Annotated in this window: 19 protein-coding genes; 9 read left to right on the top strand and 10 right to left on the bottom strand. The window is 42.7% G+C overall.

Translation table 11 applies throughout. The annotated features are described in order from the left end of the window. The first annotated feature begins 4 nt into the window (after positions 1-4). Positions 5-895 (top strand): permease-like cell division protein FtsX, encoded by an 891-nt coding sequence (gene ftsX, locus CGICJO_RS02335; protein ID WP_486499500.1) that lies wholly within the window; start codon positions 5-7, stop codon positions 893-895. A gap of 80 nt (positions 896-975) precedes the next feature. Next, positions 976-1,806 (top strand): hypothetical protein, encoded by an 831-nt coding sequence (locus CGICJO_RS02330; protein ID WP_486499499.1) that lies wholly within the window; start codon positions 976-978, stop codon positions 1,804-1,806. 520 nt (positions 1,807-2,326) lie between these two features. On the opposite strand, the gene CGICJO_RS02325 is transcribed toward CGICJO_RS02330, so the two are convergent. Beyond that, positions 2,327-2,509: a hypothetical protein gene (locus CGICJO_RS02325; RefSeq protein ID WP_087377193.1), complete on the bottom strand. Its 183-nt coding sequence runs from the start codon at positions 2,507-2,509 to the stop codon at positions 2,327-2,329. Between the two features lie 115 nt (positions 2,510-2,624). On the opposite strand from CGICJO_RS02325, the gene trmL reads away from it, so the two are divergent. The 4 genes from trmL (at position 2,625) to gpmI (ending at position 6,947) form a co-directional block, all read left to right on the top strand. Next, the gene (trmL, locus tag CGICJO_RS02320) at positions 2,625-3,137 is read left to right on the top strand and encodes a tRNA (uridine(34)/cytosine(34)/5-carboxymethylaminomethyluridine(34)-2'-O)-methyltransferase TrmL (RefSeq protein ID WP_087377195.1); all 513 of its coding nucleotides are present in this window, start codon (positions 2,625-2,627) and stop codon (positions 3,135-3,137) included. Between the two features lie 153 nt (positions 3,138-3,290). Continuing rightward, the gene (locus tag CGICJO_RS02315; RefSeq protein WP_087377197.1) at positions 3,291-4,502 is read left to right on the top strand and encodes a phosphoglycerate kinase; all 1,212 of its coding nucleotides are present in this window, start codon (positions 3,291-3,293) and stop codon (positions 4,500-4,502) included. A 111-nt stretch (positions 4,503-4,613) separates the two neighbouring features. Beyond that, a complete protein-coding gene (gene tpiA, locus CGICJO_RS02310; protein WP_087377199.1) occupies positions 4,614-5,381 on the top strand; it encodes a triose-phosphate isomerase in 768 nt (255 codons plus the stop codon). Between the two features lie 54 nt (positions 5,382-5,435). Then, complete coding sequence (gene gpmI / locus CGICJO_RS02305; RefSeq protein WP_486499498.1) at positions 5,436-6,947, top strand: 2,3-bisphosphoglycerate-independent phosphoglycerate mutase; 1,512 nt, start codon at positions 5,436-5,438, stop codon at positions 6,945-6,947. Positions 6,948-7,852: 905 nt separating this feature from the next. Here gpmI and CGICJO_RS02300 read toward each other — a convergent pair. The 4 genes from CGICJO_RS02300 to CGICJO_RS02285 all read right to left on the bottom strand — a co-directional run bounded on the left by CGICJO_RS02300 (position 7,853) and on the right by CGICJO_RS02285 (position 12,921). Next, on the bottom strand, positions 7,853-9,922 hold the full coding sequence (locus CGICJO_RS02300) for an elongation factor G (protein ID WP_486499497.1): 2,070 nt from the start codon (positions 9,920-9,922) through the stop codon (positions 7,853-7,855). 239 nt (positions 9,923-10,161) lie between these two features. Then, complete coding sequence (gene ilvD, locus CGICJO_RS02295) at positions 10,162-11,817, bottom strand: dihydroxy-acid dehydratase (protein WP_486499496.1); 1,656 nt, start codon at positions 11,815-11,817, stop codon at positions 10,162-10,164. A 240-nt stretch (positions 11,818-12,057) separates the two neighbouring features. Further along, positions 12,058-12,438 (bottom strand): hypothetical protein, encoded by a 381-nt coding sequence (locus CGICJO_RS02290; RefSeq protein WP_486499495.1) that lies wholly within the window; start codon positions 12,436-12,438, stop codon positions 12,058-12,060. A gap of 24 nt (positions 12,439-12,462) precedes the next feature. Then, the gene (locus CGICJO_RS02285; RefSeq protein WP_486499494.1) at positions 12,463-12,921 is read right to left on the bottom strand and encodes an S-ribosylhomocysteine lyase; all 459 of its coding nucleotides are present in this window, start codon (positions 12,919-12,921) and stop codon (positions 12,463-12,465) included. Between the two features lie 143 nt (positions 12,922-13,064). Between CGICJO_RS02285 and CGICJO_RS02280 the strand changes: the two genes are divergently transcribed. Next, positions 13,065-13,376 carry a hypothetical protein gene (locus CGICJO_RS02280; RefSeq protein ID WP_087377211.1) on the top strand — a complete coding sequence of 104 codons (312 nt, stop codon included), beginning with the start codon at positions 13,065-13,067 and terminating at the stop codon, positions 13,374-13,376. Between the two features lie 201 nt (positions 13,377-13,577). Next, positions 13,578-14,111 carry a DUF6512 family protein gene (locus tag CGICJO_RS02275; protein ID WP_486499493.1) on the top strand — a complete coding sequence of 178 codons (534 nt, stop codon included), beginning with the start codon at positions 13,578-13,580 and terminating at the stop codon, positions 14,109-14,111. Here CGICJO_RS02275 and CGICJO_RS02270 read toward each other — a convergent pair. After that, a complete protein-coding gene (locus tag CGICJO_RS02270) occupies positions 14,108-14,860 on the bottom strand; it encodes a cohesin domain-containing protein (RefSeq protein ID WP_486499492.1) in 753 nt (250 codons plus the stop codon). The two genes, CGICJO_RS02275 and CGICJO_RS02270, sit on opposite strands and share 4 nt — an antisense overlap. Positions 14,861-14,874: 14 nt before the next feature. Then, complete coding sequence (locus CGICJO_RS02265; RefSeq protein ID WP_486499491.1) at positions 14,875-15,756, bottom strand: helix-turn-helix domain-containing protein; 882 nt, start codon at positions 15,754-15,756, stop codon at positions 14,875-14,877. 126 nt (positions 15,757-15,882) lie between these two features. On the opposite strand from CGICJO_RS02265, the gene CGICJO_RS02260 reads away from it, so the two are divergent. Continuing rightward, positions 15,883-16,152 carry a hypothetical protein gene (locus tag CGICJO_RS02260; protein WP_087377219.1) on the top strand — a complete coding sequence of 90 codons (270 nt, stop codon included), beginning with the start codon at positions 15,883-15,885 and terminating at the stop codon, positions 16,150-16,152. Between the two features lie 177 nt (positions 16,153-16,329). Here CGICJO_RS02260 and CGICJO_RS02255 read toward each other — a convergent pair whose 3' ends face one another. Genes CGICJO_RS02255 through CGICJO_RS02245 form a run of 3 tightly spaced genes read right to left on the bottom strand, consistent with a single transcriptional unit; the run spans position 16,330 to position 17,969 of the window. Then, positions 16,330-17,103 (bottom strand): Nif3-like dinuclear metal center hexameric protein, encoded by a 774-nt coding sequence (locus tag CGICJO_RS02255; protein WP_486499490.1) that lies wholly within the window; start codon positions 17,101-17,103, stop codon positions 16,330-16,332. Next, positions 17,096-17,764 (bottom strand): class I SAM-dependent methyltransferase, encoded by a 669-nt coding sequence (locus tag CGICJO_RS02250; protein WP_486499489.1) that lies wholly within the window; start codon positions 17,762-17,764, stop codon positions 17,096-17,098. The genes CGICJO_RS02255 and CGICJO_RS02250 overlap by 8 nt, the downstream gene beginning before the upstream one ends. Positions 17,765-17,768: 4 nt before the next feature. Continuing rightward, complete coding sequence (locus CGICJO_RS02245; RefSeq protein WP_087377225.1) at positions 17,769-17,969, bottom strand: DUF1858 domain-containing protein; 201 nt, start codon at positions 17,967-17,969, stop codon at positions 17,769-17,771. Between the last annotated feature and the right edge of the window lie 6 nt (positions 17,970-17,975).

Below are 17,975 nucleotides of genomic sequence, written 5' to 3'. Positions count from 1 at the left end.
ATATATGTACTTTTTAAAAGAGGGCTTTAAAAATATGGCCCATAACAGAATGATGACGCTGGCGTCAATAGGCGTTCTCATTGCGGGAATGCTTCTTACAGGTACAGCGGCTTTGTTCTCCATGAATGTAAAGCTTATGGTGGAAGAGGTTGGGGACTCAAACGTCACAACGGTTTACCTGGATGAAGCTATCACTGCCGAAGCTGACGCAATGGCAATAGGGGACGAGCTTAGTAAACTTGGGAATGTGCTTACGGTGGATTTTTATTCCCGTGACGACGCAATAGAGGAATACAGAGAAGAGCTGGGCGAAGAGATTTTTGCCAACATGCAGGGAGAGAATAACCCTCTGCCTCACGCATTTAAAGTCACTTTCAATGATATTTCAAAATACGACGAAACGGTACAGCAGATAATGGCAATCGAAGGCGTTGACTCTGTGGGAAACACAAGAGATGTGGCAAACAAGCTGACAAGCCTTAACGAAACAATAACAAACCTCAGTATTTGGATAGTTATTGCACTGGCTGTGATTTCACTGTTTATAATTTCAAATACAATAAGAATGTCAATGTTCTCAAGAAGATTTGAAATAAGCATAATGAAATCCGTGGGAGCTACAAACCACTTTGTCAGAGTTCCCTTTATAATCGAGGGTATGATGATTGGTTTGATTTCCGGAATAATAGCCTCCGGGGCAATGTACTTTATCTATGATATTTTGGTATCTGCCATAAACGGCATATTTGTTTTTAATACTATTCCGTTTATGAGCGTGTTTGTTTACGTTGCTGTTGGATTTATTGTTGCAGGTATGGTTATAGGAGTAATCGGCGGCGCTATTTCAATAAGAAAGCACCTTAAAAAAGAGGGCAAAGAGGTTTTAAACTGGTAATCTTTAATTAAACACATAACACGGGTCACTCCGGCATAATAATTTGTTATCAAACATTTTGTTGTGTCGGGGTGATTTTTTTGTTTACGTTTATAAGCTTTGAAGAAAAAGAAAAAAAGTCTTTTCCATTTGTTTTGGGAAAAGGCAGTGTTGCGGAAACCTATACGGAATCGGGAGGTATTACAGCCAAAAAGATAACCTGCATTATTAAAAACGGAAGAGTAAACCGTGAGAAGCTTTTGAAAAAGCTGGACGGGGAAAAGCTTGTGGTCTGCGACAGAGAAAGAAAAAGTTTGCTTCCAGCCGGTGTGAGATGCTTTTCAGACAGAAAGCTCAGGGAAAGGCTATGCGGAAATTTCGCCGTCGCTGCCGCCCAGAGAATGAGCAGGGAAAACACTAATGTTAAAATCGGACTTTTTGACCCGGACGGGGAAAACAGCGACCTGCCGGCTTTTCTTTTGGACTGCACAAGAAATCTCACAGTGGTTACATATGCTCCGGAAATTTATTCACCATGCGCTGATATGATGCTGGAGGAAAAAGGAGCGGTTTTTTCTTTGTCATCAAATATTACCGATTTGGAAAACTGTGACTTTGTAATAGCCCTTGAGCCTATACGTGAGAAAATATATCCAAAGGGTAACTGCGTAATTATAAGCAGTGATAAACCATCGGTTCCTTTGCAGTGTCAGTGCTATTGGGATTATTCAGTGGATGTTCCAGAGCAGTATAAAAAGCTCAGACCCAAAGATGTGCCGGAAATAACATTCTGCGGCGCACTGTTTGAACTGTGCGGTGTGTACGAGCTTGGCTCTCAGATTCCACTGGTTTGCAGAAATAGCACCACCGCCCATACCGCCGCTTCAATGGGAACCTATTGTGCAAATATAGAGTCCTGTCATTCGGTTTGAGTTTTATTTTTCTTTTATGTAATTATCAACGGAGAATGATAAAAATAATGACGTTTACGGAGAGGATGTTGAATAATAAACCCAACCTAAAACATATTTTGAAAATGTGGAATTGGTTCATCTGTCGGTGAATTTAATCGTTATAAAATAACTTATTTTTAACAGAACTCTCACTGCGACCGGGCGGATATGATAATCCGCCCCTACGAATTGATTGTTACATAAAAATACATATAATAACAACCGTGGTTTAAAAAATAAAGAACCACGGTTGTTATTTGTTTTTATTTATTTAAATTTAACCTCAATGTGGGCAAGCCATTCTAAGTCGCTAAAACCAAACGTCTCGCCCGACCTGCGAAGAAGTTAATTTTCATTGCTACACCTGTCATGTAGGTCAAATATAAAAAATAAACCTAACTGAGGGTGAACCATTCCAAGGCTTTTAACCAAAGGTTTCGCCCGACCTGTGCAGAACCTTACCTCCTGCTTAAACCTTGGCAGGTCGGTTATAAAAAAATCATTTGAGCATATATTGGGCGGTGTCCAGGAGATTTTCCATGGTTTGAACGGCTTTTGAAGCCTTTTTCTTGATTTGATTTCCGTTTTTGTCCATCATTTTTTTGCCGATATAGCCAACAGCCATCCCCGTCATAAGACCTGCGGAAACGCCTTTAACTACATTCATTGTACTTTTCTGCATTTTAAATTACCTCCGAGAAAAAATATATTTGTAATTTCTTTTTAAAATCAACTGTGCAAGAATTGTCTTGCAATTATATTCTATCCGTTTTACAATAAGATAGAGGTGATAATTTTTGGCAGAATTAAATATAGTGCTTGTTGAACCGGAAATTCCCCAGAATACGGGAAATATAGCAAGAACCTGCGCCGCAACAGGCGCAAGACTTCATCTTGTTGAACCAATGGGATTTAAGGTTGATGATAAAAAGCTTAAAAGAGCAGGACTTGATTACTGGCATTTGCTGGATATAACCTATTACAGCAGCCTTGATGATTTTCTGGAAAAAACAAAGGGAGGAAAATATTTCCTTTTTACAACAAAAGCGTTGAATAGACATTCGGATGTGGAATACCCGGACGGTGCGTATCTGATTTTCGGAAAGGAAACAGCGGGACTTCCGGAGGAATTTATTATGCAGTATCCGGAAAACGCCGTGAGAATTCCAATGATAGACGAGGCGAGAAGCCTTAATCTTTCAAACGCTGTGGCTATAGGAGTTTATGAAACTCTGAGACAGTGGGATTATCCAGAGCTTTTGTGTAAAGGCGAGCTTCACCGCCATAAATGGAGTGAGGCGGGATTGTAATTATTGCAGTTATTTGATAAAAAACAGACTTTTAGTAATGTGAATTTATGCAATAACTCTTGATAAAAATGCCCGAATGTTATATAATGTAGGTGTATGTAAGGTCCGTTAAAATATCCGGACAATTTTAAAATTGGAAAGGAAGTTTTTGAAATGAATTTAAACAAAGTTACTGTTGACGACATTAACGTAGCAGGTAAAAAAGTTCTTGTACGCTGCGATTTCAACGTACCTCTTAAGGACGGCGTTATCACAAACGATAACAGAATTACAGCCGCTCTCCCAACAATCAAGAAACTTATCAATGATGGCGGAAAGGTTATCCTTTGCTCCCACCTTGGCAAGCCAAAGAACGGACCTGAGGCTAAATTCTCCCTCGCTCCAGTAGCAGTTAGACTTTCTGAGCTCCTCGGCAAAGAGGTTGTATTTGCAGACGACGATACAGTTGTAGGCGAAAACGCAAAGAAGGCTGTTGCAGAGATGAAGGACGGCGACGTTGTTCTTCTCCAGAACACACGTTTTAGAAAAGAAGAGACAAAGAACCTTGAGCCATTCAGCTCTGAGCTTGCTTCTCTTGCAGATGTATTTGTAATGGACGCTTTCGGCAGCGCACACCGTGCTCACTGCTCAACAGCCGGTGTTACAGATCATATTAAGGATACAGCAGTTGGCTACCTCATGCAGAAGGAAATTAACTACCTCGGAAACGCTGTTGAAACTCCTGTTAGACCATTCGTTGCTATCCTCGGCGGCGCAAAGGTTGCTGACAAGCTCAACGTTATCTCCAACCTCCTGGAGAAGTGCGATACACTCATCATCGGCGGCGGTATGGCTTACACATTCCTCAAGGCTAAGGGCTATGAGGTTGGTACATCTTTGGTTGACGATACAAAGATTGACTACTGCAAAGAGATGATTCAGAAGGCTGCTGACCTCGGCAAGCAGCTCCTGCTCCCAATCGATACAACAATCACAAAGGATTTCCCAGATCCAATCGATGCTCCTATCGAGGTTACAGTTGTTGATTCCGACAAGATTCCAGCTGACATGATGGGTCTTGACATCGGCACAAAGACAGCAGAGCTCTATGCAGACGCTGTTAAGAGCGCAAAGACAGTTGTTTGGAACGGACCTATGGGCGTATTCGAGAACCCAATTCTTGCAAAGGGTACAATCGCAGTTGCTCAGTCTCTTGCTGACACAGACGCTACAACAATCATCGGCGGCGGCGACTCCGCAGCAGCAGTTATCCAGCTCGGATTTGCTGACAAGATGTCCCACATCTCAACAGGCGGCGGCGCATCTCTTGAGTACCTCGAGGGCAAGGTTCTCCCAGGTATCGCAGTTATCGCTGACAAGAAATAATTTGACAATTTAAAACCATTAAAACGGGGGCGGACATTGTTCGCCCCTATGTTGAATAATGTTATTAACCAAATAAAGATAAAATTTAAAACATGAAAGGATGTTTTTCAGATGAACAAGCAGAAAAGAAGAGCAATTATCGCAGGTAACTGGAAAATGAATAAAACTCCCGCAGAGGCTAAAGAGCTTTTGAACGCTGTTACACCTCTCGTTAAGGACGCTGACTGCGAAGTTATCGCTTGCGTTCCTTTTGTTGACCTCAGCGTAGCTTTGGAAGCAACAGCCGGCACAAACGTAAAAATCGGTGCAGAGAACTGCCACTGGGCAGAGTCCGGCGCATTCACAGGCGAGATTTCCGCTAAGATGCTCAAGGCTATGGGTATTGAGTATGTTATCATCGGTCACAGCGAGCGCAGACAGTACTTCGGTGAGACAGACGTAACAGTTAACAAGAGAGTTAGAGCTGCTCTTGACGCAGGTCTTACAGTTATCCTTTGCGTAGGCGAGCTCAAGGAAGAGCGTGAGCAGGGCATCACAGCTGAGTTGGTTGCTCTTCAGACAAAGGTTGCTCTCGGCGGCGTTTCAGCTGAGGAACTCAAGAGAATCGTTATCGCTTACGAGCCGGTATGGGCTATCGGCACAGGTCTTACAGCTACTGCTGACCAGGCTGACGAAGTTTGCGGCATCATCAGAAACGTACTTGCTGACCTTTACGGCGCAGAGGCTGCTGAGGCTACAACAATCCAGTACGGCGGTTCTATGAACGACGGCAACGCAGACGAGCTTTTGAGCAAAGAGCATGTTGACGGCGGTCTTATCGGCGGCGCTTCCCTGGTTGCAGAGAAGTTTGCAGCTATCGTTAAGGCAGCTTCAAAATAATTCTTGAATTATAGAAATAAATTTTCGATAAATTCTTGAAAGGACTACTATAAAATGAAAAAACCTTTAATTTTAATGATTCTTGACGGCTTCGGCATTGCCGGAGACAAGGGCAACGCTATCAAAGCCGCCAATAAGCCAAATATCGACAGACTTTTCTCATCTAACCCTGTTACACAGATAGGCGCTTCCGGTATGGACGTTGGTCTTCCTGACGGACAGATGGGAAACAGTGAGGTTGGTCACACAAATATCGGCGCAGGCCGTGTTGTTTATCAGGAGCTTACAAGAATTACAAAGTCTATCCAGGACGGCGATTTCTTCCAGAACGAAGCTCTCTGCAACGCTATCGACAACGCAGTTAAGAACGGAACAGCTCTCCACATCATGGGACTTCTTTCCGACGGCGGCGTTCACAGCCACAACACACACCTTTACGGTATTCTTGAGCTTGCAAAGAAGAAGGGCCTTGAAAAGGTTTATGTTCACGCATTCCTTGACGGACGTGACGTTCCTCCTTCAAGCGGCAAGGACTACGTAGCAGCCTGCGTTGAAGAAATGAAGAAAATCGGCGTTGGACAGATTGCTACAGTAATGGGCAGATACTACGCAATGGACAGAGATAACCGCTGGGAGAGAGTTGTAAAGGCTTACTCCGCAATGGTTTACGGCGAAGGCGTTAAGTGCGCAGACCCTGTAGAGGCAGTAGCTGTTTCCTATGCTGAGGGCGTAACCGACGAGTTTGTTGTTCCTACAGTTATCGACGGAGCAGCACCAATCGGTGCCGGCGACAGCATTATTTTCTACAACTTCAGACCTGACAGAGCAAGAGAAATCACACGTACATTTGTTGACCCTGATTTCAGCGGATTTGAGAGAAAGAAAGGCTTCTTCCCTCTTACATACGTTTGCATGACCCAGTACGACGCTACAATGCCTAACGTACAGGTTGCATTCAAGCCACAGAGCCTTGACAATACATTCGGCGAGTACATCTCCAACAAGGGTCTTACACAGCTGAGAATTGCCGAGACAGAGAAGTATGCTCATGTAACATTCTTCTTCAACGGCGGCGTTGAAAAGACCTATGAGAACGAGGACAGAATTCTTGTTGCTTCTCCAAAGGTTGCAACATATGACCTCCAGCCGGAGATGAGCGCATACGAAGTTGCTGACAAGTGCGCAGAAGCTATCAAGAGCGGCAAGTATGACGTTATTATTCTCAACTTTGCTAACTGCGACATGGTTGGACACACAGGCGTGTTTGACGCAGCTGTAAAGGCTGTTGAAGCAGTTGACGCATGTGTTGGCAAGGTAACAGACGCTATTGCAGAGATGGGCGGCGTTTCCCTTATCACAGCAGACCACGGAAATGCTGACAAGATGTTTGAGGATGACGGTTCACCGTTCACAGCTCACACAACAAATCCTGTACCTTTCTGCGTAATCGGCTACCCATGCCAGCTCCGTGAGGGCGGCAAGCTTGCTGACATCGCTCCAACAATGCTCCAGATCCTCGGTCTCGAGCAGCCGGAAGAAATGACCGGCACCTCCCTTATTTTATAACCGACCTGCAAAGGTTATTTTTGGAAATAAACATCATCACAGGTCGGGCGAGACGTTTTATTTAGTCTTAGGAATGGCTCGCTCACGGTTGGAATTGATTTTTAATATTAAAATTTTACATCCATGGTTATGTGTTTTAACCATGGATGTTTCTTTATTTTCTTTTATAGAATTATCATCGTAGGGGCGGATTATATATCCGCCCGGTAACACAACGGCAAATTATAAAATAAAACCTGTTTACGGAGATAATGTTAAAATAACAAGTTGTACCACAAAATATTTTATAAATGTGAATTAGGTTCATCTGTCAATGAATATCATCTATATAAACAAACTCATTTTTAACAAAAACCTTACTGCTACCGGGCGGATATGTTAATCCGCCCCTACGGTTTGAAGTTTTAATTTTTGTTGAACGTCATAACACAACAAAGGTTACATCTTTTTTAATTGATAATTTTTCTTTATTTTTCTTTTATGTAATTATCCATCGATGTTCATTTTTTAATATATCTTCCCCGATAGAAAAAATAAATAAATCTTCACCGAGAGTGAACCACTCCAAAGACAGCGGAAAACGTCTCGCCCGCCTTGAAATGAACTTGATTTTTAAACTAAACATTTGCAAGGCGGAAATAAAAAAGTCTCGCCCGACCTGAAACGAAAGGTTATTTTTATATCCTCCCTTTGTGGGTCGGAAATAAAATAAAAAAACTTAACTGTGAGCGAGCCATTCCAAAGACTGCGGGAAACGTCTCGCCCGCCGTGAAACGACGTTAATTTCTTAAAATAACCTTTGCACGGCGGACAAAAAAATAACCGGACAGTGGGAGCTGTCCGGTTGTAGTTTAAAGATACATACATCTTCTTGTAATCGTTATTTATTTTATCTGCAAGCTAAATTATACATTACCCTCATTTTTAGCGTTTTCGATAATTTTCTGTGCTATGTTTGCAGGTGCATCCTCATAGCGTACAAAGTCAAATGTGAAGCTGCCTCTGCCCTGAGTTACCTGACGGATATATGTGGAGAAGTCGTGCATTTCTGCCATTGGAACTTCAGCCTCAACAACCTGCATGCCGTCTTCACCTGGGTTCATACCAAGCACTCTACCCCTGCGCTTGGTTACTTCGCCCATGATGTCGCCCATGTTGTTGTCAGGAACCATAGCTTTAAGAGAACCGATAGGCTCCAAAAGTGTTGGGTTTGCCTGTGGCATACCGTTTTTGTAAGCTATTGCGGCAGCCATCTTAAAGGACATTTCAGAGGAGTCAACAGGATGATAAGAACCGTCGTAAAGTGTGGCTTTAAGTCCAACTACAGGATATCCTGCGAGAGGTCCTTTCTGGATAGCGTCTCTAAGTCCCTTTTCAACAGCAGGGAAGAAGCCCTTAGGAACTGCGCCGCCTACAACTCTCTCTGCGAATTCCAAATCATCGCAGTCACATGGCTCGAACTCAATCCAAACATCACCGAACTGACCGTGACCGCCGGACTGTTTCTTATGACGTCCCTGTACGGAAACTTTCTTGCGGATTGTTTCTCTGTAGGCAATCTTTGGTTCTTTGAGAACAACGTCAACATTGTATTTATTTTTAAGTTTTGAAACTATAACATCAAGATGCTGTTCACCCATACCGGAAATAATCATTTCGTGGGTTTCTGTGTTCATGCCGAACTTGATTGTTGGGTCTTCTTCTGCAAGCTTTGCAAGACCTGCGGCGACTTTCTCTTCCTCGCCCTTGGTCTTTGGATATATAGCCATTGTGTATGTTGGGTTTGGATATGTAATTCCGTCAAGCATAACCTTTCTTGTAGGTGCGCAAAGTGTATCGCCTGTAATTGTGTTCTGAAGCTTTGGAATTGCGCCGATGTCGCCTGCGCCTACATAGGAAGCATCCTCCTGCTTCTTTCCTCTTACTGTGAGAACCTTTGTAATTCTCTCCTGGTTTCCTGTGCGCATGTTGATAAGAGGAGTATCTGTGGAAATTTTTCCGGAAATAACCTTGAAATATGAAAGCTTACCAACGAATGGGTCAGCAACTGTCTTGAACACGATAGCAGCAGCTGCGCCGTTTTCGTTTACGGAAATCTCAACAGGGTCGCCGTTTGTGTCTACGCCGAACTCTGAACCCTTGTCGGCAGCGCTTGGAGCAAGCCATGTAAGGCTGTCAAGAAGCTGGTTGATACCGAATGTGTTCTGAGCGTCGCCGCAGAATACAGGAAGGATAGAACCGTCCTTAACACCCTGGCTAACGCCGAGAATGATTTCCTCAGGTGTAAACTCTTCGCCCATGATGAACTTGTCGAGAAGCTCCTCGGAAGTTTCTGCAACAGCTTCCTTGATAGCAACACGCAGACCCTCGAGTCTGTCGCCCATATCAGGCATATCTGTCTGGCTCATTTTTCCGTTCTCATATTTATAAGCCTTGTATTCAAAAAGGTTAACATAAACATTTGCTTTTCCGTCCTGAATGTAAGGAACTATAACAGGGCAAACTGCAGGGCCGAAAGTGCTCTTGAGAGTTTCAAAAACTCTGTAGAAACGTGCGCTTTCGTCGCAAAGACCGTTTACAAAGAACATCTTTGTAAGTCCCATTTTATCGGCAAGCTTAACGGCTTTTTCTGTTCCTACATCAACGCCGTTTTTACCGGAAACAACTATCAAAGCTGAGTCGGCTGCACGCATACCCTCTCTTACTCCGCCCTCAAAGTCAAAGAGACCGGGAGTGTCGATTATGTTTATCTTTGTGTTTTTCCATTCGATAGGCGCAACAGCCGTAATAACGGAAACCTTTCTCTTTATTTCTTCCGGGTCATAGTCAAGCACAGTGTTACCGTCTGCAATCTTGCCGATTCTGTCGGAAAGACCTGCAAGGTAAATCATGGACTCAGCCACTGATGTTTTTCCTGCACCGCTATGACCTGCAAGTGCAATATTGAGAATTTTTTTTGCGTCGTACTGTTTCAATTACATTATCTCCCTTCATAACTTAGTTTGGCTATATGTCAAATTTCGTTAATTTTTTACAATTAGTTTAATAACGATGGTTTGATTATAGCACATTTATATAAATAATTGCAAGTAGAATTTTGTATAATTTTACTATAAATAAAAAAATTCACCCCTTTACCAATTAGCAAAGAGGTGAATTGTGCAATTTCACTAATTTTTGTTCAATTTTTTTCTATATGCAACTTACACAAATATTACTTTTCAAAGACTGCGCCTTTTGCTCCTGATGTTACAAGGCTTGCATATCTCTTGATATATCCGGAAAGTTCTTTCTTCGGAGCTGTCCAAGTTTTCTTTCTTTCCTCAAGCTCTTCAGCTGAAACATTCAGCTCAAGTCTGCCATTGTTGATGTCAACGGTAATCCGGTCGCCGTCCTTAATAAGGGCGATTGTGCCGCCTGCGGCAGCCTCAGGGGAAACGTGACCGATTGCAGCGCCTCTTGTTGCGCCGCTGAAACGTCCGTCTGTGATAAGAGCTACGTCCTTGTCAAGTCCCATGCCGGCAAGTGCGGAGGTAGGTGCAAGCATCTCTCTCATGCCAGGGCCGCCCTTAGGGCCTTCGTATCTGATAACAACAACGTCGCCCTTGTTGATTTTGCCGCCCAGGATTGCCTCGGAAGCTGCCTCCTCGCTGTCAAAGCAGCGGGCAGGGCCTGTGTGGAACATCATTTCCGGAGCAACTGCGCCCTGTTTAACAACTGCGCCTTCTTCGGCGATGTTGCCCTTGAGAACTGCAATTCCGCCGTCAGGTCTTACAGGTTTGTCTATAGGCTTAATAATCTCGCCGTCTGCGCCATTGGAATCCTTAATTCTGTCGCCTACAGTTCCGCTTACTGTAAGGCAGTCGGTATGGATAAGATTTTTCTTTGAAAGCTCTTTCATTACCGCAGGAATACCGCCTACATTGTCAAGGTCTGTAATGAAAATCTTGCCTGCCGGATTGAGCTTTGCAATCTGAGGAGTTGTCTTGCTTATCTCATCTATAAGCTCAAGGTCAACAGGAACGCCCATTTCATAGGCAACAGCGGTCAAATGGAGAACGGAGTTTGTACTGCATCCCATAGCCATTTCACATCTCAAAGCATTTTCAAATGCGTCCTTTGTGAGAATGTCGGAAGGTCTGATATTGGCTTTTAAAAGCTCCATAACTCTTTCGCCTGCTTCCTTTGCAAGGCGGCGGCGTGCTGACATTACAGCCGGGATTGTTCCGTTTCCAGGAAGTCCCAGACCGATTGCCTCTGTAAGGCAGTTCATGGAGTTTGCTGTGTACATACCTGAGCAGGAACCGCAGGTTGGACATGCAGCGTTTTCAAGCTCTGTAAGCTCTTTTTCGTCAATCTTTCCGACTGCAAAGCTTCCTACAGCTTCGAACATCTCGGAAAGTCCGTATCTCTCGCCCTTGTGCTGTCCCGGCATCATAGGGCCGCCGCTTACGAATACGCAAGGCAAATTAAGACGGCAGGCAGCAAGGAGCATACCCGGTACAATCTTGTCACAGTTTGGTATAAATACAACCGCATCAAGTGGATGAGCGGTAAGCATAATTTCTATAGAATCGGCAATAAGCTCTCTTGAACACAAGGAATACTTCATGCCCTTATGGTTCATAGCAAGACCGTCGCAGACGCCGATAGTTCCAAACTCAAAAGGAACACCGCCGGCGTTTCTGATACCCGCCTTAACGCAGTCGGCAATCTCGTCCAAGTGCTTGTGTCCCGGAATGTAGTCGCTCTGAGCGTTTACAACGGCTACAAAGGGTCTTTTCATCTCGCTTTCAGTAATACCCATAGCCTTTAAAAGAGAACGGTGAGGCGCTCTTGTAGGGCCGGATTTCATCAAATCACTTCTCATCTTTCTAATCCTCCCTTAATTTCAATTTACGCCGCAGAAAACTCGGGTTTTCTGCGGCGAAGAAATTTAAAGTAAACAAGCCAAAGGCTTCTTTAAAAAAGAATTATATCACAACCTCACCCCATTATCAAGTTTTTTATTTCCGCCTTGCAAAGCTTTATTAAGAAATAAACATCGTTTCAAGGCGGGGTGAAAACTTTTGCTTAGTTTTCGGAATGGCTCACTTTCGGTGAGGTTGATTTATTGTTCATTTATAGAATTATTTGATTCTGTGGAATGTTCTGTTTTTCCCTTATCCAAATCCGGAAAATCTATTACTGAGATACATTCCCAGGGGATTGTTTTATAGCTTATGGCTTCCCAGTCGTGTCTTTCAATAAGTCTGAAGTCATCGGGCAAATCTATCTGCAAAAGAATCAAGTCCTCTTTATAATAAACATGGGTTATGTAGTTCATCCAATTATTCATGGCGTATACTACCTCGTCCAAGTCTTTAAAAAGATATACGGCGGACCTTTCTTCCATCATCATTTCGGAAAGAAATCCGTACTGGGGTTCAAGGCCGTATTCCTCTATTGATTTTAAATTTCTGCATGATGTAACGTGATAAAACCTGCCCATAATGACCGTCCTTCCTATGCTTTATTAAAGGGGATATTTTAAGTCCTCGGTTGTAAGGTCTTTTATTATTCCGTAGTACCACAGAAGCTTGTCCTTTGCGTCCTTAGGGTCGTGTTCAAGGTAGTTGCCGCATTCCACAGCGGTGCTTCCGGGGATTTCACCCTCGTGTTCCATGCACTCTTTTATTGTGTCCTTGATAAGCTGTAAGGCTGTTTTCTCGTCAGTATCTTTTATGAGAAAATAAAAACCTGTGCGGCATCCCATAGGGCCGAAATAAACAACCTTATCCTTGAGAGAGCTGTTTCTCACATAGGTTGCGAAAAGGTGCTCTATTGTGTGCATTGTAGGGTTTGGAAGATATGGGGGAGTGTTTGGCTTAATAAAGCGCAGGTCATAGGTGGTTATGTCACCGTCAATTCTTGAAACATATACTCCCGGAACCAATGTGTCGTGATTTATACAAAAGCTTGCAATTCTGTCCATAAAGATTTCTCCTTTGTTTTATTTGTTACATAGATATAATACCACAGAAATAATAAAGTGCAAATAATTTTAAAAAACTCCTTGAATATTGTCGGCTAAAAATGTATAATGAACTCAGACTTGTTTGTGGAGGGCGTGAGAAAATGGAGAAGAAACCCGTTAAGAAAAAGCGTTCAAAAAATGCCCTGCTGTCAAGAATTGACCATTGCAAGACAATCAGCGAACTGTTTGACGTGATAAAAGAAGAGGGGATAGTTGTTAGGATGCAGTGCCTTCCCGGAGCATCAAATATCCCGCCTAAAAAGAGCAACACAGGTTACGGAACACGTCAGACTGAATTCCTTGAAAGATTGAAAAGGTCGGTTATGATGCAGATAGAGGACTCTATGCCGGATAAAAAAGACGGAAAGCCGGAAATTGTCAACGGCAGAAGAAGAAGCGTAGGAATTGACTAAACGGTTTCTGTTTTGATTATGATAACCCGATTTTGTATCAGTCGGGTTTTTATTATTTTCTGAAACAATTAAACATTGCAAAAAATAAAACGTCGGTTTTTTCCGGCGTTTTGTTTTTATAAAGCGACCCTATTCGATAATATTTTCATCAGGTATGTCATATACTTTCAGAGTAATAAACTATAGAAAGAAGGAGCCTGATTGAAAGAGTTAAAAAAATATTCATGGATTGCAGCCGCAGTCACTTCGGTTATGGGAACCCTGTTCCACTTTGTCTATGAGTTTTCGGGAAATAATACCTTTGTGGGAATGTTTGCCGCAGTAAACGAAAGCACATGGGAGCATTTAAAACTGCTGTTAACCCCTGCGTTTTTGGTGGTGATTGCAGAGTGGTTTATTTACGGGAAAAATTATAAAAACTTTTTCCCGGCGCTTTTTATTTCCATCCTTGCGGGAATGTTCGCCATAACCGCCGCTTTTTACACCTATACGGGAATAATAGGTCAAAACTTTATGATAGCGGACATAGCCACATTTTTTATAGGTGTTTTTGTAACATATTATCTGCGCTATAAAATAATCAAAAGCGGAAAGCTCTCATCGGATAAATGGGTGTTTATTTCTCTGGCAGGATTTGCAATTTTGTTTGTGTTTACCGCCTATGCATCATTTAATCCGCCTCAGATAAACCTGTTCAAAGACCCCCTTACAGGGACATACGGAACAAGTTTTTAAGTTTCTTCGTCGGTGTCCTCGGACTTATTTGCTTCTTTGTCTGACTGCGCTTTTTTAACTCCCGTTTTGTAGCTGGTGAAGATTATCAAAACCACAGCGGCTGTGACCAATGCGCCGCACAAAGCCCAAAAGGCAGGATTGTCGGACTGAAAGCTGAAAAAGTCCTGTAAGCCCGATTGGTTTTCTGTAGTCTTTTCCACGGTGGGAGTTTTGCCCTCCTCGTCTTTTATAACCGACACTTTTCCCGATGAGGAAGAGGAGGTTTTGGAGGCGGTTTTTGATGTGGAGGTAACGCCCGTTGAGGTTACTGAAATCTCACAGTCGTTATTGTTTACAAATTCAATGGGTGAATTTCCGGTGGAGAGAATTTCAGAATAATAGGCGGTAATGTCGGAGTTTCCCTCCTGTAAAACCTTGAATTTAAGGGTCAAAACATGTTCATCAGAGGGAACCTCGTTCATATAGATAACGCCGATGTTTCCGTTTTCGTCGTTGCTGTAAACCTTGCCGCCGCTGTTTGAAGAAATGCTTTTAAGCTGTAGGTATGCTGGATTATAACCGTATTCAGCCTGAAATGCTCCAACAGATGAACTGGGTTTTATAACAACATCAACCCTAATTTCCGACTTTGTGCTGGTTGTGTCAAACTCAAGATAAGCCTGCACAGCTTCCTCGGCTTTTGCAGTAAAGCCAAAGGTTAAAAGAATAAGAAAAAGACAAACAAAAGATTTTGTGAATTTTATTTTCACAAGGATAACCTCCTTTACTTGTATTTTTTTCTGTACTCGCTGGGGGTGCAGTTGAAATATTTTTTGAAAGTTTTTGCAAAATGACAGGAGTTGTTAAAGCCGCAGGCAGAGGCAACCTCCGAAACTGTCATCATGGAGGTTCTCAAAAAATAGGAAGCCTGACCCATGCGGTATTTTAAAAGATACTGTGTGGGGGATATGGAAATAGTTCTGTTAAAACATCTCATACACTCACGTTCTCCCACGTTGGCGGCTGACGCTATGTGGGAGACATTTATTTGTTCACCGTAATGAACATGAATATAGCGAAGCATTTGCTTTATTCTCACGGAATCGTTGTTTGTGTTCTGCGAAATAATATTTTGGATTTGTGTATTGATAAACATCAAATACCAGAAGCGTGAAAGGTTTTCTCTAACCTCAAACTCATATCCCGGGTTGTCGTCACGTATGGCGCAGTAGGCGTTTTCAATGCAGGTCAGGGCGTTTTTCTGCCATGGGGTATCCGGGCGCAGGAGAATTGATTTTAAAACCTGGTGGGACTCGGATATTGGAAAAACATATTTTCTCGCAAAAACGCTGTACCTTGAACCGTATATAAGCGAGTTTGAAAAAACAAGGGAGTGCAGAACGGTTCCCTCACATAAAAGCTCTATACAGTGGAGGGTGTTTGTGTTTATAAAAACTCCGTCGCCTGCGGAAAGCTCATAGGTTCCGTTTGTGAGCTTTAGTTTGATTTTACCTGAATGAACCGCAATAAGCTCGGTTTCCTCGTGCCAGTGCCACTGAATATAGGTTTGGCTTTTGTAGCCGGCGCAGGGGAAATCGGGAGTTCCGTGGGGTTTAAGTTCTCGGTTATTTTGTCCTATGTACAGATTGGGGTCTTGAAGGGCCATAAAATCTCCTTAGTCGGTTTTGTTATGTTATAGGTCTGAATTGTTATTGTAAAATTTCCCATTAAGATGTATCTTATTATTGCAGGAACCAAACAGGTTCACAAAATCTGAAGCGGAGGTATTCATATGAAAAGCAATCAGATTGGAATGACATTTTGCAATATTGCAGACGTTAAAAGTTTTTTTGAGGTAATTGACAACTGCAAAGAGCCTGTTTATCTTAAGTCCGATGACGGTACAAAATACGACATCAGAAATGACAGAAAGCTCAGAGCTTTGATAGGCTGTCTCGCTTCTGCACCGTCAGGAAAGATATCTCGCCTTAATGTTGTATGCAACTGTATTGAAGACGCAAAGAATCTTATGAAATATATGATGGAAGCAAGAGAAGACTAATTGCTGCATATATTATATCAGATAAAGCTCTTTGAATAAATAAGCTATTTACCGATAATGTATAAATCAGGCGTCATCCTGTTTTATGAAAATGTCCTTTCTTAAATAAAAATAAAAAACCAATCGTCCCCGTCTAATCCTCGGGGACGATTGGTTTTTATGTAAAAATTATTATAATCAAAGATAGGAAACGCCGTCTGTGTATCTTTCGGAAATTAAAAAATTCACCGTTGGGAATTGATTGGAAAGGCGTTTTGCCAATGGTGCTATTACAATATCCTCTGTTTTATAATGACCTGCGTCAACAACGCTCATGTCGTTTTCTGCGGCAAAGAGGATTTCATGGTGTTTTATCTCTCCCGTAAGCAAAAGGTCGGCGCCCAGCTTTTTGGCAAGAAATACATAATCTCCGCCGGAACCTGAGCACATGGCGATTTTCTGAACAGTCTTTTCCTTATTTACAACTCTAAGTCCCTGACAGTTCAAAGCGTCCTTTAAACCGTAGGCAAATCTCTCTGCTGTTACAGGCTCTGAAAGCTCGCCTATAACAAGACATTCGCCCTCAACAAAATGTGGGTTTTGAACATTTGCCGCCTTTGCAAGGCACATGTTTACTCCGCCGTCAGCGGCTAAATCCAGATTTGTATGCAGGCAAAGGGCGGAAAGTCCGTTTCGTATAAGGGAGTAAAGGGCGGTATCCGCCATAATATTTTTAACAGGATTAAAAATAATGGGGTGGTGGCTTATTATAAGCTGTGCTCCTTTTTCTTTTGCTTCCTCAACAACATCCTTTGTTATATCCAAAGCCAAAATCGCTGTTTTGATTTCGCCGTCTATGTCGCCGGCAAGAAAGCCGCTGTTGTCAAAATCCATAGCGGTTTCCAATGGAGCAAAGGTCTGGGTAAATGCTATTATGTCCCTTGGTGTTGGATATGCTTTTTCGTTATACATTATTTTCACATCTTTTCCTAATAATCTCGGAAACATTTTTTAAACTCGGGTTGCTTCTCTGCTGTTTCTCAAGACGGCTGAGTATAAGCTCTGCGTACTCCCTATGGTTTTCATTTGTTTCCGGCGTTAAGATGCCGAGATATAAAAAATCTTCCTCATGGGGGATTTTTTCTCCTCTATAGCATACCTGCATAACGGTGTAAAGCTTTTTGCCCTCCTTACAGGTGTCCTGTCTTAAAATTTCAAACCCATTTTCACAGAGATATTTTATAAGCTCACTGCATTTAGTCATGGGCTGTAAAATAAATCTTTTTTCCGGATTTTTTGAAAAAGGGCAGTTGTCCATAATTTTGGCTATAAGCTCTCCGCCCATACCGGCAATTATTATATCGTCGGCTTCATCTTCTTTAATATTTTTAAGTCCGTCGCTGAGCCTTGTTTTTACAAGCTTCTCTGCGCCGTATTTTTTTATGGTCAGTTCTCCACGGCTTAAAGGCTCCGGGTTAATATCGGCGGCAACCGCAGAAACAGCTTTTCCCGTAAGGCAAAGCCATACGGGAAGATAAGCGTGGTCTGTTCCTATGTCTGCCACCTTTACTTTATCCCTGACAAAGCTTGCGCAGAGGGCAAGTCTGTTGTCCGGTGTAAAAAGTGTATGCATATTTTTATTCTCCGATTGCAGCGTTGAGCTTTGCAACAAGCTCGTCAGCGTCCTTGCCGTGTACCATGCAAGCCTCTTCTACTGATTCGCCTCTTGCAGAAGGACAGCCAAGGCAGTGCATACCGATTTCAAGGAAATATTTTGCTGTATCAGGATACATGTCCAGAACGTCGCCGATTATAGATTGTTTTGTGATTTTGCTCATTTATAA

Source organism: Candidatus Limousia pullorum (assembly GCF_057405065.1).
This window is presented reverse-complemented; position numbering and strand designations above follow the sequence as displayed.